The 17,999-nt window shown below is 56.5% G+C and carries 15 protein-coding genes; 5 read left to right on the forward strand and 10 right to left on the reverse strand.

The window, feature by feature from the left end:
• Window positions 1-7 precede the first annotated feature (7 nt).
• On the forward strand, window positions 8-352 hold the full coding sequence (locus ABD890_RS02360) for a hypothetical protein (RefSeq protein ID WP_345085401.1): 345 nt from the start codon (window positions 8-10) through the stop codon (window positions 350-352).
• Here ABD890_RS02360 and ABD890_RS02365 read toward each other — a convergent pair.
• From ABD890_RS02365 to ABD890_RS02380, 4 genes are all read right to left on the reverse strand, one after another.
• The gene (locus ABD890_RS02365) at window positions 321-1,166 is read right to left on the reverse strand and encodes a sugar phosphate isomerase/epimerase family protein (RefSeq protein WP_345085404.1); all 846 of its coding nucleotides are present in this window, start codon (window positions 1,164-1,166) and stop codon (window positions 321-323) included. The genes ABD890_RS02360 and ABD890_RS02365 overlap by 32 nt on opposite strands.
• A gap of 162 nt (window positions 1,167-1,328) precedes the next feature.
• Window positions 1,329-3,101, reverse strand: a complete 1,773-nt coding sequence (locus ABD890_RS02370) for a Gfo/Idh/MocA family protein (RefSeq protein WP_345085407.1) — start codon at window positions 3,099-3,101, stop codon at window positions 1,329-1,331.
• A 13-nt stretch (window positions 3,102-3,114) separates the two neighbouring features.
• Window positions 3,115-3,918, reverse strand: coding sequence for a DoxX family protein (locus ABD890_RS02375; RefSeq protein ID WP_345085410.1), 804 nt, complete (start codon window positions 3,916-3,918; stop codon window positions 3,115-3,117).
• A 264-nt stretch (window positions 3,919-4,182) separates the two neighbouring features.
• Entirely contained in the window at window positions 4,183-5,598 is a 1,416-nt protein-coding gene (locus tag ABD890_RS02380) for an MATE family efflux transporter (RefSeq protein WP_345085412.1), read from the reverse strand.
• A gap of 191 nt (window positions 5,599-5,789) precedes the next feature.
• Here ABD890_RS02380 and ABD890_RS02385 point away from each other — a divergent pair, with 191 nt between their 5' ends.
• Window positions 5,790-6,755 carry a D-2-hydroxyacid dehydrogenase gene (locus ABD890_RS02385; protein ID WP_345085415.1) on the forward strand — a complete coding sequence of 322 codons (966 nt, stop codon included), beginning with the start codon at window positions 5,790-5,792 and terminating at the stop codon, window positions 6,753-6,755.
• A 183-nt stretch (window positions 6,756-6,938) separates the two neighbouring features.
• Window positions 6,939-8,063 (forward strand): serine/threonine-protein kinase, encoded by a 1,125-nt coding sequence (locus ABD890_RS02390; RefSeq protein ID WP_345085418.1) that lies wholly within the window; start codon window positions 6,939-6,941, stop codon window positions 8,061-8,063.
• Between the two features lie 8 nt (window positions 8,064-8,071).
• Here the strand turns inward: ABD890_RS02390 and ABD890_RS02395 are convergent, their stop codons facing one another.
• On the reverse strand, window positions 8,072-9,070 hold the full coding sequence (locus tag ABD890_RS02395) for a Gfo/Idh/MocA family protein (protein WP_345085421.1): 999 nt from the start codon (window positions 9,068-9,070) through the stop codon (window positions 8,072-8,074).
• Between the two features lie 506 nt (window positions 9,071-9,576).
• On the opposite strand from ABD890_RS02395, the gene ABD890_RS02400 reads away from it, so the two are divergent.
• Window positions 9,577-10,008, forward strand: coding sequence for a thioredoxin family protein (locus ABD890_RS02400; RefSeq protein WP_345085424.1), 432 nt, complete (start codon window positions 9,577-9,579; stop codon window positions 10,006-10,008).
• Window positions 10,009-10,222: 214 nt separating this feature from the next.
• Here ABD890_RS02400 and ABD890_RS02405 read toward each other — a convergent pair whose 3' ends face one another.
• Together ABD890_RS02405 and ABD890_RS02410 are read right to left on the reverse strand one after the other, a co-directional pair.
• Window positions 10,223-10,747 (reverse strand): chemotaxis protein CheX, encoded by a 525-nt coding sequence (locus ABD890_RS02405; RefSeq protein ID WP_345085427.1) that lies wholly within the window; start codon window positions 10,745-10,747, stop codon window positions 10,223-10,225.
• Between the two features lie 175 nt (window positions 10,748-10,922).
• Window positions 10,923-12,947, reverse strand: a complete 2,025-nt coding sequence (locus tag ABD890_RS02410; RefSeq protein ID WP_345085430.1) for a sigma 54-interacting transcriptional regulator — start codon at window positions 12,945-12,947, stop codon at window positions 10,923-10,925.
• A gap of 503 nt (window positions 12,948-13,450) precedes the next feature.
• On the opposite strand from ABD890_RS02410, the gene ABD890_RS02415 reads away from it, so the two are divergent.
• Complete coding sequence (locus ABD890_RS02415) at window positions 13,451-14,812, forward strand: DUF1598 domain-containing protein (RefSeq protein ID WP_345085433.1); 1,362 nt, start codon at window positions 13,451-13,453, stop codon at window positions 14,810-14,812.
• Window positions 14,813-14,885: 73 nt separating this feature from the next.
• Here the strand turns inward: ABD890_RS02415 and ABD890_RS02420 are convergent, their stop codons facing one another.
• From ABD890_RS02420 to ABD890_RS02430, 3 genes are all read right to left on the reverse strand, one after another.
• The gene (locus ABD890_RS02420; protein WP_345085436.1) at window positions 14,886-15,497 is read right to left on the reverse strand and encodes an amino acid kinase family protein; all 612 of its coding nucleotides are present in this window, start codon (window positions 15,495-15,497) and stop codon (window positions 14,886-14,888) included.
• 155 nt (window positions 15,498-15,652) lie between these two features.
• Entirely contained in the window at window positions 15,653-16,663 is a 1,011-nt protein-coding gene (locus tag ABD890_RS02425) for a hydantoinase/oxoprolinase family protein (protein ID WP_345085438.1), read from the reverse strand.
• Window positions 16,664-16,683: 20 nt separating this feature from the next.
• The gene (locus tag ABD890_RS02430; RefSeq protein WP_345085441.1) at window positions 16,684-17,586 is read right to left on the reverse strand and encodes an ATP-grasp domain-containing protein; all 903 of its coding nucleotides are present in this window, start codon (window positions 17,584-17,586) and stop codon (window positions 16,684-16,686) included.
• Window positions 17,587-17,999: the final 413 nt, after the last annotated feature.

Consider the following 17,999-nt stretch of genomic DNA (forward strand, 5'->3'; position numbering starts at 1 on the left):
TGGCCCCATGCTCTCGAAACGATCACAAATCGGTATCGTCGCGTTGTTGACGTTAGGGCTGGCGGGCGGAATGTGGCTCTTGGGAGGCGAAACGTCGAATCTGGGCCCGTTTCAGGCCGCTCTGCTGCGGATTGGCGTGGTGATGGCAGTTGTCTGGCTGGCGTTCCCACAAATCAGCAAGCTGCCGATCTGGTTGGCGACCATCGGCATCGGCTCGGTCCTGGCCATCCTGGTATTAAAAAAAGCGGCGATCATTGTGATCCCGCTTTTAATTTTGATCTGGTTTTTGCGTCCGCGGCCTGCCAAACAGGCCAGTTCGATTAGCCGAGGATCTTCGTCTTCAGACCGGTGAGTAAAGTGACGGCCTGGCCGACTTCGCTCTTTTGCCGTTCTGGTTCCTGTGGGATCTCGCGTTCAATCGTCAGAGGACCGTCGTAGCCGACTTCTTTCAGGGCACGCAGATAATCTTCCATGCCGACGTCCCCTTCGCCCAGAGGCACTTCCTGGCCCCATTCCTGGCCTGGGTTGGCGGCCCACTTAGCGTCTTTGCAGTGCACGCTTCCGAGGTACTTGCCAACCTTCTTAACCGCTTCGATCGGCTCGCCGGTCCCGTACAGGATCATGTTGGCAGGGTCGAAGTTGACTTTCAGGTTCTCACGACCAACATCACCGATGAACTGCAGCAGGCCATCGGCAGATTCCTGGCCGGTTTCCAGATGAACGTTCTGGCCCATCTTGGCCGAGTAATCACACAGCTCCTGAGCCACCGCGACGACTTCGCCGTACTGTGGATCGCTGGTGTCGTGCGGGATGAAACCGATGTGCAGACCAACGCACTTGCAGCCGAGCATGTTGGCGAAGTCGGCGATCTCTTTCATCTCGGCCACGCGAGCCGCACGCGTTTCCGGAGGCACCAGGCCAACCGTCTTTTGCGTGGTAGGAATGTCAGCGTAGCTTTCGCCGTCGAAGCCGCCAAAGACGACCGTTGGCGTGATGCCGAGTTCATTCAAGCGAGCCTTGAAGGCGTCGACCTTTTCCTGGGTACGCGACGATTGGTGTGGAGCGTGCAGTTGGATCGTTTTGATACCCAACTCCTGGGCCACATCCAGGTTTACTCCAAGTCCGGCATCGATACTGGCGAATACGCCAATGGCCCATGGTTCCACAGTCAATCTCCTTCTAGGCAGGGTAAAAGAATTCGCAGAAGCGGAATTTAAACCGCCGTTGGACTGGTCGCAACCGTGCGTCGCGACCCATCCATGAAAAAAGGCTCAGTTAGTAATTCACTGAGCCTTTTCGTTTTTTTTAAGCTTGGGAAGCGATGGCAATTAAGCCAGATCTTGTTCTGGCGTCGCATCGCTGTGAACGTCGAACCATTCTTCCTTGAAGGCAACGTAGCTGCCCTTGCCCTGGTTTGATCGCTGAATCGCCAGACGTGCGGTCAAAGCGATGACGGCGTCGGCCATGGCAACTTCTGGATGACACTTCGGCTTGTTCTCTGGATCCTTGTTGCGGATGCAGTAAGCCCAGTGTTCGATCTCTTCGGTGTAACCACGGCTGACAGGTCCCTGGGTGGCGGCGTTGGCGAGCGAAGCTGCCTTCGTCTGACCACCGCTGGCCTGGGTGTCCATGGTTGGACCGCCGGCGTCTTTCTTGACGCTCAGCTTGGTGTCGGCCGAAACGCCGTTCTTATAGAGAGCGACGTCCTTTTCATTGTGCAGGACGAGCGAACCCTTGGTCCCCATGACCACTTCGCCGTAACCACCAAAGCCGTTGCCGTTGATGGACGAGTAGGTGACCACAACCTTCTTGTGTGGATCTTCGTCGTACGAAGGAACACCCTTGCCCTTAGGTGGCCAGTTGGTGACGTTGTCGTAATAACCGACCGGGAACTCTGGGTCGTAGCCACTGCCTGGGAACTCGAACATGCAGTAGACGTGATCGTCGGCATCGCGGTCGTAACCGAAGATGTGACGGCCACCGGTCGCACTGACGGCGAGTGGATGAGCCTTCTTGCCATCCTTACGCAGGGCACTGATGAAGATCGACGCGGCGTCCAACTGGTGGCTTCCCAGTTCGGCCATCAGACCACCACCGGTACGATCCCACAAACGCCAACGGCACAGTTCTTCCATCGCCGAGATCTTGCGATCTTCGCCTTGACGGTTGGTGATATTGAAGTCGTTGTAACCGTATTTGGTTGGGTCGATGTTGCGGTCTTCGTTCCAAGCTTCGTACTGGGCGAACATCGCCTTGTACTGGGCTCGCAGTGCTGGATCGCTTTCCGATTCAGCACGCTTCTTGAAGGCCCCCATACGCGCTTTGATTTCGTCGACCACCTTGCCATCGGCCAGCTTTTCGCCGCCTGGCAGTGGCTGTTGCCAGCTATCGCCACCTGGCAGATTACCGCGGTGCCACTGAGCGCGGATGTGATGGATTTCACCCAACACGCCCCACTGAATCAGGTTCACGGCGTTGTCGTACAGCACGCTGTAGTGACGTTGGTGACCGGTGGCGAGGTAAAGGTCCTGCTCCTCGGCCATACGTGCCATTTCCTTACACTGCATGACCGTGTGGGCCATCAGCTTTTCGGTCAGCACGTGCTTGCCGGCGGCCATGGCATCCATAGCGACTTGCTTGTGGATGAACAGCGGCAGAGCACAAATAACGGCTTCGACGTTCGGGTCGGCCAGCAGTTCTTTGTAGTCCGAGTAGACCTTCACGTGCTTCTTGGCTTCGTCTTCGGTCTTCCAATCGTAGACCGACATCAGACCCTTACGAGCATCCAAAGCCGCTGGGCTCGAATGGTCGCCGTGGAAGGCACGGTGCACGTTGTAAGGACGAATGTCCGAGATGGCGACAACGTCGACGTATTCTGGATTCAAGGCACCGATCAGCACGCTACCTTCGTCACCGGTACCGATGACACCGATGCGAACCGGATCTTTGACCTTCGAGTAGCCGAAGTACATGGCCCCCAGGCCAGCACCCGACACGGCCCCAGCCGCGACGACGCCTTTCAGGAAGTCACGACGGTTGACCCCCAAAGCTTCGTTGAAGTTTTCCTTGCCGACGGCGAGTTCTTCTGGTTTCAAATTCATGATTTACTCCACCTTATTTAGATGCACCGCGGCTGCAGCACTGGGAAATTGAGTTCCAAACGATATAGTCCAGCCCGGCAAACTTGCCTGCACCGATCGCTGCGATGAACAGCAACGCGGTGAACTCGACCGATTGATAATAAACGTAGGTAAGGTCGGCCCCGTGGGCAAATGGCCACTGAGCCAACATCACCTGAGCCAGGAAGCCGGCAACCGCCAACGCAGCTAACCGCGTACACAGTCCCAGAATCAACAGGATACCGCAGCTAAAAAGCACCCAAGTCACCAAACGATCGACAGTTCCCATGTTTGGGTTGATCTGATAGATCGCTTGATTCGACTGCGTTTCGGCCTGACCGATGCGGTTCAGATCGTCGATGTAATCGGCTTCGGCAGTGGCAATTTCTTTTGTCCACTTGCTCAGACTCTTGTACAGCTCTTTGTCTTTGTCGGCCAAACGGTCTTCGTAGTGGGCCACACCACGGTAACGTTCGTCCTGACGCTTCTTTTCGTAGACCTGGACTTCGTTGAAGTACTTGTCGATGTCTTCGGCGTTCTCTTCAAAGTAGTAATTGATACGGCCGAGGTAGCGTTCGAGCGACTTCTGAGCCTTCGGTGCGATGTTGTCGCCGAACTCGCCAATCGCCAGATCGCGATAGCCAGCCGCACGGCCAGCGATGTTGTCTTTGTTGAGACGGTCGGCTCCGTACAAGTCGAAGGTCATGTTTCGGAAGTTATCGGCGAGGGGGCCTTTGGCATTCCGCAGGAATCCAGCCGACGAGAAGTCGCCAGATTTGACTTTCTTCGATCCTTCCATGAAGAAATGCCAGCCGGTCAATAACCGGAGCACGACTAAAATAACGATGGCAGTCCAGCCAATCTGGTATTTCGAGGTAGACAGGGAACTAGCTCCTCAAAAGATTCTTTCGGGGGTGGCAGATCAATGATGGGATGGCACGTTTGTATGGCAGATGCGCCGGGTGTGTATGGATATCCATCCAGTATTAATTATTGCCACAACCGACCAATTCGCCAAGAACCAGCGGCGTAATTCCCCGAAACTACGCCCCAATACGCCATTTTAGGCGGGATCAATGACATTCTTTTGACGCCATTGCCCCGTAAAGAACCGCACCCAGTGCGTAATGGCTAACAGAATCACCCAACTGGTCATTACCAGCCAAAGCCCAGCAACGTGGATTTGCCCCAGCCAAACAAACGCGAAGGCCAAACTCGCCAGAATCAAGCTGAAAACAATCCCCACCACCATAATGAAGCGGACATCGCCAGCCCCTTTCAGGGTGCTCACCGCGACGACGTTCAATGCGTCAAACACGCAAAAGAACGCCACGAATCGGAGCAGAAAGATACTCAAAACGCGGATCTCTTCAAACTCGGTCGGCTCCATCCCCATCGCATGGGCCGCCAGGAAGAAGTCAGGCACCAGGAAATAGGTCATTCCCATCGTGCCCGCGTAGATCAAGGCGATCACCAGCCCCGACCATGTCGCAGTCGCTGCCCGGCGAGGGTCTTCGTGGCCGATCTCTCTCCCCACCAATGTGGCAATGCCGGTCCCCAGACCAATCATCGGCACAAACGTGAGGGCATTAATATCGACGGCCAAAGTCGACGCGGTCATCGCCGTCAGGCCCATCCGCCCCATCAAGAAGGTGAAACCAGTGAAGGTCCCGACTTCGAGCAGCACCTGAAACCCGCTCGCCGAGCCGTAGCGGAAGATACGTCCCAGCAAACCCGGTTCGTCCCGAGACCAATCAAGCAAGCCGAACTCGCCTCCGCGAGCCGGCTTCCACAGTAGGATGAAGTAGGCAATCACCTTGAACCATTGACTGGCCGTGGTGGCGACTGCCGCTCCGGTGATCCCTTCCAGCCACTCCCCACAGAAGCCAAAGACGAACAAACCGTCCAACACAACGTTCAAAACGCAAGAGCCAATTTCGACGAACATCACCAGAGTTGTCTTGCCTCGTCCGGTGAAAAAGCAGGACATGGCCGCCGAAACGACGGAAGCTCCGGCACCAAAGGAAAGAATCTGGAAATAGCGGACTTCCAGCACCTGCACCTCGGGAGCATGCCCCACCATTTGAAAAGCCCACGCGGCCAATGGAATGGTGAGGAAGTAAAGCGGCACCATTACGGCACCAAACTGCACCCCCTTACGGATCACCGCGCCGATCTGCTCGGGCCTGCCCGCTCCGTCGTATTGAGCGACGAACGTGTTCAAGTACGAAGCGAGACCAATCGGGAAGCAAAGCAGCGTAAAGTGCAGCATTCCCGCAGGAAGCGCAGCCGCCATCGATTCAGGCGAGTACCAGAAGAGGAACATCCGATCGACAAAACTAGTCATCGACCACGATGCCGTCGATGCGATCAGGGGGAGGGCAATCCACAGCAATTCGCGGATCCCGCAAGGACGGCTCCACCAGCTACGTTCGTCGGTAGGAGACGACGAATCAGTGCGTTCTAATGTATCTAGCATGTTGCCCTGGGGAGAGGTACGTACCGTGAAGCGAGCCTCCATTATTCGCCATCGCAAAAGCCAGACAATCGCAAACCATTGAGGTTCGTTTTTTTCTTCGGCAAACTAGACCAATAGCCGCTATTCTCAGCTTGGATTACGATAGTTCCCCTTCACTTGCCTGGATGCCGCCTCGATAAAGAATAAACACCATGAAAATCGCTCTCTGTTACCAGACCCAGCCGGAATTCATCGAGGCCATCGCCCAGGTCGCACCAGACGCCGAAATCATCGACGCCGGGCAAGAGCGGATTGCCGAAGCGATCCTCGAAGCCGACATCTTCTGCGGACACGCCAAAGTCCCGATGCCATGGCCAGAGGTCGTGAAGCAAGGGAAGTTGAAATGGATCCAGTCTTCCGCGGCCGGCATGGACCACTGCCTGGTGCCGGAAGTCATCGCATCGGACATCATCGTTTCGAGCGCCTCGGGCCTCTTCGCGAACCAGGTGGCCGAACAAACGTTCTCTCTATTGTTGGGTTTGATCCGATCGCTGCCGGTCTTCTTTCGGGCCCAGAACGTGAAAGATTACACCCGACGCCCCACCCACGACCTGCATGGCAAGACGGTCGGGATCGTCGGTCTCGGCGGAAATGGTCGCCGGATCGCCGAGATTCTGTCGGCGTTCCAAACCCGCATCATTGCCACCGACTTGTTTCCGTACGACAAACCCGACCATGTCGAAGAACTGTGGCCGGCCGATCGCCTGGACGACCTGTTGGCAGAATCGGATGTTGTCATCCTGACTCTGCCACTGAACGCGAGCACCTATCACATCATCGACGAAGGTCGATTTGCCGCGATGAAGCAGGATGCCTGGTTCATCAACGTGGCTCGCGGTCAGGTCGTCAAAGAAGTCTGCCTGGTCGAAGCCCTGCAGTCGGGCAAGTTGGCTGGGGCAGGGATCGATGTCGCCGAAATCGAACCGTTGCCGCACGACAGCCCTCTGTGGGAGATGCCAAACGTCATCATTACTCCGCACGTTGGTGCCCAGGGAGCTACCCGCAACGCCGATGCGACGGCACTTTTTTGCACGAACTTGAAACGCTATCTGGATGGACAACCTCCAATTAATCTAGTGGATAAACAACTTGGATTCCCGGTTCGAAAGCCTTCGTAGCCGTATCACCCAAAGCGCTGCGAGTCCCCGATAACACACAGTTAATCGAGGGGATATTTACTTTCACCAGATTTTCATTTATTTACGGGAAAGAATCTTTACCCATCGATTCGCCTCCCCCTATCATGCACAAGGAAATTGAGCGTTTTGAACCCCGAAGACGCCGACAGGAAGTCGCCACTTATGCTGACTACCACCCAACAGAATCTTCAACCGACGCTTTCGATCACGGGCGGTGCCTCGGAGCGGAAATGCCCGGTCGAGCTGCTCCAGCGGTACGAATCGCTGATCAACTCGAAGCGTTCTAGTTGGACCGAACACTACGCGCTGCGTCGCCTGCTTGGTTCAGGTGGCCAAGGGCTCGTCTTCTTGACCGAGCGGCGTGGTGCCAATGGCTTTACGCTTCCTTTGGCCATCAAGATCTTCTCGCCAGAGCGTTTCGAGAGTGCCACACAATACAACGACGCGATGGCCCGCAACGCTCGCGTCGCCTCGCGAGTCGCCCAGATCCAGCAGCATAACCTGCTCGAGATCCACAACTTTCTCGACTCCAGCTCCATCCGCATCATGGTGATGGAATGGGTCGACGGCTACGACTTGCAGCAGCTTTCGACGCCTGGCATGGTCGAACGGATCCGCCCGCGCGTCTCGGACGAACGGTGGAACTACATCAACCAGGTCGTGGTGACGAAGGGACCGCAGCAGCCTCGCTTCAAGCCGGGCGTGGCGGTGGCGATCGCTCGTGACTGTCTCGCTGCTTTGGCGGCGCTGCATCGCGAAGGGATCGTGCATGCCGACGTGAAGCCGTCGAACATCATGCTCAAGCGTACCGGCACCGGTAAGTTGATCGATATCGGCTCCGCTTTCGAGATCGATAACGCTCCTGATACGCGGACCTGTACGCCGGCCTATGCGGCTCCTGAGGTGCTGGAAGGTGCCGAAGCGACGCCACGCAGCGACTTGGCCAGCCTCGGTTACGTGTTGATCGAGATGCTCTCGGGGCGTTCGCTGTTCGGACATATCCAGAACTTCCGCGAACTGCTGGAAACCAAGCGTTTCCTGGCTCAGCGACTGCTCGACATCCTTCCGAATGAAGTTACCTGCAACGAACTGCTGATGAACTTCTGTCGGCGGTTGATCGCGCCCGATCCGTCGCGTCGCTTTCCTTCGGCCGAAGACGCCGATCTGCGAAGCGGTGGTGCGGCTTCGTTCCATCGCCAATTGGTGAAGGGAGACTTGGCCGTGGAATATGAAAACGAGATCCGACTCTGGATCGAAGAACTGCAGCAGACCGAAGAAGTTCGCTAGTCGGTCTGCTAGAAAACGATCCGGCGGTTTTCGGCGATGCTTTGCCGAGCCGCCTGAATCACGCGAGTCGATTCGCGAAACTCATTGAGGCAATCGAAGTGATGGTTGCCATTCTCTAGCAGTCGATGAAACGACGCGAGCAATCGTTCGCCGACGGGGCGTTCCCCTTCCAGCGATTCCATATGCCGCCCGGCACCGTTAAACCAGATCAACGTGTTAGGCAAATCGATGAACGCGATGCCATTCTCGCAGCAAACCTGCATCGCGGCGGGAGGACGGAACGAAACCGCTTCAGGCCAATCGCTTCGCAAATAGGTCCCAGCACTGATCTGAGCGACCACACGACGGGCAGGGTCTTCCTTCGATTGGAAATCGACGCTGAGCATTTGGTATTCGATATCGTTCGGCTGTTCGGCGCGAGGATAACTGACGCTGAACAGCGACTCTGGCTTGCCATCGACGATGTAACGACACCAATCGAAGATCTCGGCCAGGTAACGCTGAATGATCAAAGAGCGCGGGCTGCTGCTGCCGTTCGCCGGCGTGATGCGATGATGACAGAAGATCAGCTTCGGTTGGCCCAGCTGGGTTGCGATCAGTTCTTTCAGACGAATCGTGGCCGGGGCGAATCGCCGCGGGAATTCGATCATGAAAGGAACCTTGGTCGTCTCGATCAAACGCACCAGTTCGCTTTGAGAATCCGCGTCCATTTCGAGGGCGGTATTCAGATAAACCGCCTTGCCCGCGGCACAAGCGGACTGCATCGGCAGTAAGCCAGACCATTGCTGATCCAGCAAGAACACCGCGTCGATATGATCGGCGGAAATCGCGCGTCGAAATCCGTTTGGGGCCATCGCATTGAACTGCGAAGCCGCGTTGCGCGCTCGAAGCGCAACTTCATCACAAATGAATTCGACCTTAAATCGATCTTGCAGCGAGTGAAGGGCAGGGCGGTGTCGTGATTCCCAATCACAGCCCAATCCAACCACGCCAATATGTAGCACCATACCGGGTGACATCCTTGAGACTACTGCCGAGTGGCCACTCGGCTGCCTTGCTGTAACTATCGACTATTGAAGCATTTCCGCTAGCACAACTCTAGTCGAAAATGAGAAATCTTTTTACCCGTTCCAAGATGTGGTTCTCAGAAGACTTGCCACGGCAATCAGAAAAGTCTCCGGCAAGTTCTCAAATTGGACACTTGTCATGTCCCCTTGAATCGTTAAACTTGGCCCAACCCGCAGGCCCAGGCGTCGCTTCAACCACGGTTGGTTAACGACACAAGGGGGTTCGACAGTGTATCCAAACACTGCACTGGATTCAGCGTACCCGCACGCTGAAAGGCGTCTCATGTGAAGGCGACCTGATCCACGACCTCTGACTGGGATCTGCCCCCCAACAATCACACCCCACCCAATTTTTCTGGATTATGTGGTCTGTGAATTACCTGTGACCCAGAACGCAGGCCCAACTCGCCCTCCCCGGGGCAAAAATTAAGTAAGGAACTTAGTGTATGCTCGGCATTACCCTGGCCATTCTGTTGCAAGTCTCTGCCGTCGGTGATCAACCCGCACAGTACGACGACGCTTTCAAGACCGCAATGGAAACCGGCAAACCAATGCTCGTTCTGGTTGGTACCGATTGGTGCCCAGCGTGCGTGACGATGAAGCAATCGATCATGCCACGTCTGAAGCGAGCAGGCCGTTTGAGCGGTGTCGTTTACACGGAAGTCGACGCGGACGCTCAGCCTCGGATTGCTCAGCGCATCATGTCGGGCGGTGGCTATCCTCAGTTGGCTCTGTACCGCAAGACGAAGGATGGCTGGCGTCGCCAGATCCTGATCGGCGTTCAGTCGGAATCGACCATCCAGACGATCGTGGATCGTGCTGTGGCCGCTCAGGAAGAAGAAGCTGGCAAGCTCGAAGTGCTGCCCGTTTCGCAGTAAGCTTTCCCTGAAGGAAGCAATCTCTCAGGCACTCTTCCGCTTCGCCTGAGAGAGGATGGAACCGACGAAGTCCCGCCCAGGAACGGTGTGACAGCAAGGATGCAATTCGTCGTTCTCTCGACAAACCAACCGATTCGCTTGCCCTGGATTACGAGACGACAGGGCGAGCCAATTCTAAGCAAGGTCGGTTGTCTCTTGGAAATCTGATCCGAGTTTACAGTTTCAAGAAGCACATGCTGACCGACAGCAGTCGATCGTCCAGCATCACCGCTTCGGGATTGTCGTGCTCGAATGTCGCGCTGACGAAGTCCAACCCGCGGGCAAACGCCATCGAGTAGCCTTCACCGACGATGATCGAAGGAACGGTGATACCCTGGAACGAAAAGTTCGTTTTGGCCAGCTGCGACTTGATGCCACCGCAGATCATGTTGGTGACTTCGCCGGCACCGTCGACCACCTGGCTAGTGAGCTTGCCGAATTCTTCTTGCAGCAAGCCTTCGACCACCGAGATCGCCAGTACTTCAGACATGTTCACGGTGATAAAGCCTGACACGCGGCCATGCACACCGATGATGCCCGTCACCAGGCCTTTATCACGCAGAGGAACGGTCGCGACGCCGACACAACGGGCCGACGCGCCACACATCGTCAACGCCTTCTCGACAGAATGAACCACGGCATCAGCCAGAACGCTGTTGGCACCAGACAAATTCGAGAAGGATTCCATGACAGAAGACATAACGTGTACTCAATTAGGGGACTTTGAAACCCAAAATTAGTCATATATTGATCACGTAAGTATGGGATAATGCGGCGCGCACAATCCATGGTCCGTCAAGAACGCGGTACTCATCAAGATGCTGTATCCGTCGTAATCGCGACGTCCGATACAATCAGAACGCCCACAACCGGCCCTATGCCTCGGCGGGGGGCTGAATATGGTAGCGACGGATCTTGCGATCGAGCGTTGAACGTTCGATCCCCAGGATCCCCGCAGTCCGGCTCTTGTTCCAGCCGGTTGCCCGCAGCGTGGCACCGATGTGCCTCTTTTCCAGATCGGCGAGCGAAAGGGGTTCGTATCCACTCTTCACTGCATTCAGTTCGGCGGTATCGCTGCTGGCGGTCAGGTTCGACAACGCCAGATCGTCGGAACTGATGCGTTCGGTCTGCGAAAGGACCACTGCTCTTTCGATGACGTTTTTCATCTCGCGAACGTTGCCAGGCCAACGGTACTTCTTTAAGTCGTCAATCGCTGACTGGGTGAACCCCAGAATACGTCGCCCCGTTTCCGCGTTGTATTTTTGCACGAAGTAGGAAGCCAGATCGAGAATGTCTTCCGGCCGCTTTCGCAGGGGAGGCACATTGATTTCGACGACCCGCAAACGGAAGAATAAGTCGCGGCGGAAGCGGCCTCGTTCGACTTCTTTTTCCAGGTCGCGATTGGTCGCCGCAGTCACGCGAACATCGACTTGAACCGCTTCGTTCCCACCAACACGTTCAAAAGGATGGCCTTCCAGCACACGGAGGAACTTGGCTTGAATCGCTTCGCTCATCTCGCCAATTTCGTCGAGCATGAGCGTTCCGCGATGGGCCGCCTCGAACTTGCCGACCTTGCGATCGGTCGCTCCGGTGAACGCACCTTTCTCGTGGCCGAACAGTTCGCTCTCGAGCAGCGACTCGGTAAGCGCGGCACAGTTTAAACAGACAAAGGGGCCTTTTTTACGCGTACTGGCGAAATGCACCGCACGTGCGACCAGTTCCTTACCGACCCCACTTTCGCCGGTGATCAGAATCGTGGCCCGGCTCGGAGCGACGCGGGCAATCTGCTTCTGGACGTCGAGGATCAGCGGACTGCTGCCGACGATATTGCTTTCCGCTCCCAGCTTCTGCCGGAGCTCGTCGATCTCGACCATGGACTGCGAAATCGTCTCGGTCAGTTCCTGCTGGCGTTCCAGGTTTTTCAGTGCGAGGGCGACGTTCTCGGCGACGGCCAAGGTGAACTCGAGGTCTTCCGGATCAGGGATTCTGCCGGCATCAGTCGAGTAAAGATGAATCAGGCCAATGACCTTGCCGTTCTGCCGGATCGGTGCAGCCAATACGCTGGTCGCATGGATATCCCCTTTACTGTCTCGGCTGCCGAAACGGCTGTCGTCGGTGACGTTGCGGGCCAAGACTGCTTCCCCTTCGCGGAGCACCGTATTGGCCAGAAATCGAGAGATGCGATGGTAAACCGGAAGCTTATCGGTTCGGGAACTGATCAGTTCCAGGTCCTTTTCCGTCGAAGGTCCTTTGAACCCCCGCGGCAACAGCAAGACCGCGCCCGAGTCGACCTGGGTGCTCTCGAAAAGGCCTTCCAGGGCCAGGTTTGCCACGGCAATGATGTCGGCCTGTTGAGCCAATTCGAAGGCCAATTGGCACAAACGAGCAGCAGCACGACCGACGCGCGGTACGACCGAGCCTTCTTTGGCGTCTTCGCGTTCCGGCTTGAGGAAGCGAGTCTGTTGCCGGCGATGGGTAATGTTTGTCGGCTCGGCGATATCTAATACATGTTCGCTGTCGTAACCGACCATCGTCTGATCGATGGCTGCGTTCGAGTCGAACAAGTGGCTGCTACTGGACGAACCATCAGGGAAGGCGGCGGATAGATCATTGACGAAGGCGAGCTGCGTGTTGGCGACGCGGATAATGTTGCCCGGCGTTAGGGCCTGATCACCTCGAATGGGGGAGTCTTCCACGGTGGTCCCGTTCCGCGAATCGAGATCGCGAATGGTCCACACCCCCTGAGATAGGAAGATTTCTGCATGATACCGGCTGCAGCGATCATCCTTGATCACAATCTGGTTGGTGGGCGCACGGCCGATCGTCACGTTTTGCCCTTCGACGAGGCGAAAGACATCGGTCCACTTGGAACCTTCTCGAATAATCAAATATGCGATCATTCCGTTTTTTTGCTGACCCGTTTCGCGAAAGTGACACCACCCCTGATATCCAACACCGGTCGTGCCGACGTGTATCGTAATAATACACTTATATGCACATGAAGGTTCGACGCAAAACGGGGGATGGTTAATTTTGCGTCAGTTACGTCGATTTCCTCGGCGCTGGGCGTAGTCGATCGCCCTGGGACATCTAGGCAAGATAGGCGTCGGCCCTGGTGCCGGACTGATTCCTTTAACCGGTACGATCGGTTGGGGAAGATTTGGAAAACGGGATTCGTGCTGAATCCTTGCAACCAATTCCGAGGCGAACTATTGTAGATTGAATGGAAATCCCAACTTGCGCGGATTTTCTTTCCTTGTCGGACTAGCGGATGTAGGCAATTTCGACCTGCATGCGTTCCTGTCGTTACTCAGCATATCATGTGCTCTTTGTGGGCTTCCCGCGACTTCCTGCATTTGGAACTTCGTGACGCCCCTTCGCGATAAAACCGGAGATCTCTCGAATGAAGGCCCTTTTGCACCTGCGCTTTCGCTTTGCCCTGGTGATGATCCTTGGCGTTGCCATGACCGCGACGCTGGTCCAGGCAGGTCAACTCCTGAACAACAATCGAAACGCCGTGGGTGGTGTCTCGATCAACGTCGATGGTCAACTGACTTCGGCTCCGCCCGAAGTGAAGCGTCAACTTCGCCAGTTGATGCTCGACTCGATGGAAAAGGTCCCCGGCGACATGACCATGCCGGTCAAGATGCGAAAGGTTTCGCTCCGTGGTCTGAACGATGCCATCAAGGCTTCGGTCCAGAACAATGGTGGCAAGCTGCCTGACGCCGTGAAGTACATGGCTGGTCTGCAGCGTATTGAATATGTCTTCGTCGACGAAGCCAACAACGACGTCGTCATTGCGGGCCCAGCCGAAGGTTGGACGGTTGACGAATCGGGGAACGTCGTCGGTGTGACCACCGGTCGGCCGGTTCTGTTGCTGGACGACTTCATCGTCGCCATGCAAACCACCGAAGAAGCCCGTCGTGGTGGCATCACCTGTTCGATCGATCCAACCGCCGAAGGTCGTCAGAACCTGGACAACTACCTGGCCAGCCTGACCCGTATGGACGCCAGCGTCAAAGAAGGTGTCGAACGCGCCATGGGTTCCCAGGTCATCACCATCACCGGTGTGCCGAAGGATAGCCACTTCGCCCGCGTGCTGGTCGCCGCTGACTTCCGCATGAAGCGTATCGCGATGCACCTCGATCAAAGCCCAGTCCGTGGCCTGCCGAGCTACCTCGACATGCTCCCATCGGCTCGTGCCGTGCAGAACGCCATGCCACGTTGGTGGTTGGCTTGTAACTACCAGCCACTCGCTCAGAGCGAAGACGGCTTGGCCTGGCAACTGCGTGGTCCTGGCGTGAAGGCCATGACCGAAGACGAAATCGTCGCTGAAGACGGTTCGGTCGCGCAGACCGGCAAGACCAGCGCGATCCCGCAGAAGTGGGCCGATGCCATGACGAAGAATTACGAAGAGCTGTCGGCTGAAGACAAAGTCTTCGGTGACCTGCGAAACGTGATGGACATGTGCGTCATCGCCGCTCTGTTGCAGAAAGAACAACTGCTGAAGAAGGCCAACCTGGAACTGGACATGATCCAGAGCGATTCGAGCCCAGTCAAACTGGAAGCCTTCCCAGTGCCAGACACCGTGCCGACTTTCTTCAGTGCCATGAAGAAGGGTCGCCAGTGGGTGATCACCGCTTCGGGCGGCGTCGACATCAACTCGTGGGAAGTCGCCAGCCACACCGAAAACGTTGCTGGCATGGACAAGCTGCGAACCGAGCAGCTCGCTTCCGCCACGACCAACGTCTGGTGGTGGAACTAATTCCGCTCGACCAGATCTCCGGCAAAGAGAAGGGCCTTCCAATTGGGAGGCCCTTTTTTATTGCACTCGTCGTCTATGGTGTGCTTCGTAAGTTCACCCACCGAATCTGCTTCAGAAACGGAACCAACTGTGGCAACGTCGGATCGACCGCATCTGCTTCTGCCCAGCTTGTTCCCGGCTCACCGGAGGGGCGATCGATTGACTTGCACAGTACCAGTCGCTCGGCGTTGCCAAACGCAGCTACAGCAGCCGCGATCGAATCACTCGTCAAACGCCAGTCGGCAGGCAACTTGCCAAATCGATCTTCCAGCTCAGGCACCAGCGTGTGCCAAAGATCGATCACATCCCAAACCTGAATCGAGGACTCTCCCTCGCCGTCATCCGCCGACTGCAAAAGCCTTGCCCGTTGTTCGGTGGAATCGACGACCGGACCACTTTGGCCAAGCAGGGCCGCGATCATGGCGGCCGACATTCGCATCGCATCCAACGCCATGCGGTGTGAACACTCGCCTGGCAGCGAGTGGAGTTGATCGACCCGGCGAACCGCGTCGGCGAACAAGCCTCCCCCTGCGATTACGACAACTTGCTGGCCGGCCTCACCACGGGCATGCAGTCGCAATAGCCGCTGCTTCAAATCCGGCAGGTCGAAACAACTTCCGCCGAGCTTCCAAACGCTGAGTGACATTCGTCCAGATCCCGCCTCATTCGATCAAGCGAAACGTGCGTCATCCCTTCTGCGAAAGCGATATCGGCAGCAGGCAGGGCGCAACGAAAACGCCCAGGCCAAACGATCGCCTGGGCGTCTTTCAAGATATCATTTCTGACAGGCGGTGCGGGGCGTTAGTCCCACATCTTCTCGGCGAGAATCGCCAAGGCATACGCCGGGGCACAGCGAGCCGCGTTGGCACCGATCAGGTCGGTGAGGTACTCGCGATGGGTCACGACGCCGGCAGCATCCAGGGCTGCTTCGGCCAGGAAGTCGCCATGGCCACTGATAACCGTCAGCTCGACTTCCATCTTCTGCTCTTCGACCACCTGGCGAATCCCGGCCGCGATCTTCTTGACCATGATCGAGTTCAGCTCGCGAGCCATCTCGTTGATTTCGGTCCAAGTCACTTCGTCACCGTCGGCACAAATCATGCGAGCCAGTCGTGTCTTGGCGAACTCACGCGTGGCCGGACGTCCGTCGGCGGTCCCATGATTTTCCGGCTCTTCGTCGAACAGCCCCAGAGCCAGCAGCACGTCGATCGACGTGGCGAACCATTCGTTCGCCGTCGGGCAACGCTTGCCGCGGAAGGTGACATGGTCGGTGATACCACAGATCGGAGTTCGCTCGACGCCCAAGTAAACCAGTTCGCCGGCCAACAGACGCTGCACGTCTGACTGCGACTTGCTGGCAACCTGACCTCCCACCACAGGGATGATATCGGTGGTGGTCGAGCCAACGTCGACGACCAGGCCGTTCTTGCCTTTGAACCAATGCCCGCCGAAGCTACCCAAGGCATGCCAGTTGGCGGCCGCGACCGACATCGGATCGAGGATCCCTTCCTCGAGCGTCACCATCTTGCCAGTCACCGTATAGACCTTCACGGGATAGTCGGCGAAGACTTCGCGAATAGCGGCCAACACAAAGCGGACACCTTCTGCCTTCGAGCCAAAGCAGTCGGCCAGTTCGGCCGTCATCGTCACCGCGACACGATCGAAGACCGGTGTCATGCCCAGCACGTGCTTCAGGTTGACGACCAGCTCGTGTTTCTTCTTCCAGATGGCGAAGGGGAACGAGTGGGCAAACCCGTCGCCCGTGGCAATTTTGATATTGGCTCCTCCAATGTCGACGCCCAGAACGGTCATAGACTTCCCGTTTCCTCTAATCAAAGAACCTCAAAATCAACTCGACTGCTTCCCGCATTCGGTTGGTAGGGGCGTCCAGCGACGACGTCGAGCATGGCCTGTGCCAGGTTATCTCGAAGATGCCGACGCAGGCCCACGTAAGAGCTTGTCAGCCGAGGGTTTAAATCAACCGCGACATCGTCCGTACCCTTGGGACAAAGCCCCAGAATCATATCAAGCCCAACATATCCCCGAAAAGGGGGCAACGTCCTAATTGCTTGTGACATAAGGCGATGCGCTCTCTCATTCATCTCCGAAGGGAGGGGCAACGTACCTCCAAGATATTTGAAATCTTTATCCAACCGCTGAATCGAGGCCGGAAGCAAACTTAAACCGTTACCACTTCCCAGCGCCGAGCAGCTTATGGAATCGCCACACATCTTGGGCTGAATGAGAAATGTTTCGTCCTCCCAAAGGGCGGGGTCGATCTCTTTTCCCGCATTCCAAGAAAGAACTCCCTCGGAGCCTGCTCCATCGACCGGTTTCGTGATCACCGGCACCTCGAGCAGATGACGCCAACTGGCCTGATCGACGATGCGAAAGGTATCGACGGTCGGTACCTTGGCCTCTCGCCACTTTTGGAAGGTGTGCCACTTGTTGCTGGCGATCGCAACGAAATCGGAGCCAGGACTCAGCAAGGCGGCGCCGGCCTGTTCCGCCCAGCGCGTTCGTTCGAGATGTAAGCCTTCAAACTCCGGAGCAATCACAAGGGTTGCTTCCGTCTCCATGGCGGCCTGATCGAAGGCGTTCCGTTCCTCTTCGGCCCCGTTCACCACGATCTGGCGGGACGCGGCAATATCAAGCGGGCTCAATCGGGCATCGCGAAGCACGGTGACTTCCATCCCTTCAACGGCAGCGAAGTCTGCGGCGATGGCGGAAAGCATCGCCATCCCTTCGTGTAGCAGCGAACCGCTTGGCTCTGGCGCGCCGTCGATTGCCTGCAAGCCACCGCCGGTAATCAACTCGTAAATGAAAACAGCACCCATGCTGGTTCCTGACACCATGAATCTAAAACCGCAGCCTAGCCTCCGGTTCTCGGGGATAACAGCCCTGGCCCTGCAAACCTTTTTGAAGGGAAAACCAGACAAACGGCTTGAACAAATTAGCTACAAAATTCATCGCTTTTTTTCCTCTCTCATCGATGTCTTGTTATATTGAGACCGTGGATTCCATTTCCCCTCAATGGTTTCCATTCATCCACCAAATGGGCAATTACCCCCTCCAATGCCCCATCATGCTCCCACGCCCAGGTGAACTATTTCACCTGTTATCTTTCGCGTTGTTTATTCCGGAGCAC

It is taken from the genome of Bremerella cremea (assembly GCF_039541315.1).
GTDB lineage: Bacteria > Planctomycetota > Planctomycetia > Pirellulales > Pirellulaceae > Bremerella > Bremerella cremea.

Bases quoted from the DNA above. Each gene is read 5' to 3' on its own strand.
- ABD890_RS02360 (WP_345085401.1), top strand. From the start codon at position 8: ATGCTCTCGAAACGATCACAAATCGGTATCGTCGCGTTGTTGACGTTA.
- ABD890_RS02370 (WP_345085407.1), bottom strand. From the start codon at position 3,101: ATGAATTTGAAACCAGAAGAACTCGCCGTCGGCAAGGAAAACTTCAAC.
- ABD890_RS02375 (WP_345085410.1), bottom strand. From the start codon at position 3,918: ATGGAAGGATCGAAGAAAGTCAAATCTGGCGACTTCTCGTCGGCTGGA.
- ABD890_RS02380 (WP_345085412.1), bottom strand. From the start codon at position 5,598: ATGCTAGATACATTAGAACGCACTGATTCGTCGTCTCCTACCGACGAA.
- ABD890_RS02385 (WP_345085415.1), top strand. From the start codon at position 5,790: ATGAAAATCGCTCTCTGTTACCAGACCCAGCCGGAATTCATCGAGGCC.
- ABD890_RS02390 (WP_345085418.1), top strand. From the start codon at position 6,939: ATGCTGACTACCACCCAACAGAATCTTCAACCGACGCTTTCGATCACG.
- ABD890_RS02395 (WP_345085421.1), bottom strand. From the start codon at position 9,070: ATGGTGCTACATATTGGCGTGGTTGGATTGGGCTGTGATTGGGAATCA.
- ABD890_RS02400 (WP_345085424.1), top strand. From the start codon at position 9,577: ATGCTCGGCATTACCCTGGCCATTCTGTTGCAAGTCTCTGCCGTCGGT.
- ABD890_RS02405 (WP_345085427.1), bottom strand. From the start codon at position 10,747: ATGTCTTCTGTCATGGAATCCTTCTCGAATTTGTCTGGTGCCAACAGC.
- ABD890_RS02410 (WP_345085430.1), bottom strand. From the start codon at position 12,947: ATGATCGCATATTTGATTATTCGAGAAGGTTCCAAGTGGACCGATGTC.
- ABD890_RS02415 (WP_345085433.1), top strand. From the start codon at position 13,451: ATGAAGGCCCTTTTGCACCTGCGCTTTCGCTTTGCCCTGGTGATGATC.
- ABD890_RS02420 (WP_345085436.1), bottom strand. From the start codon at position 15,497: ATGTCACTCAGCGTTTGGAAGCTCGGCGGAAGTTGTTTCGACCTGCCG.
- ABD890_RS02425 (WP_345085438.1), bottom strand. From the start codon at position 16,663: ATGACCGTTCTGGGCGTCGACATTGGAGGAGCCAATATCAAAATTGCC.
- ABD890_RS02430 (WP_345085441.1), bottom strand. From the start codon at position 17,586: ATGCTTTCCGCCATCGCCGCAGACTTCGCTGCCGTTGAAGGGATGGAA.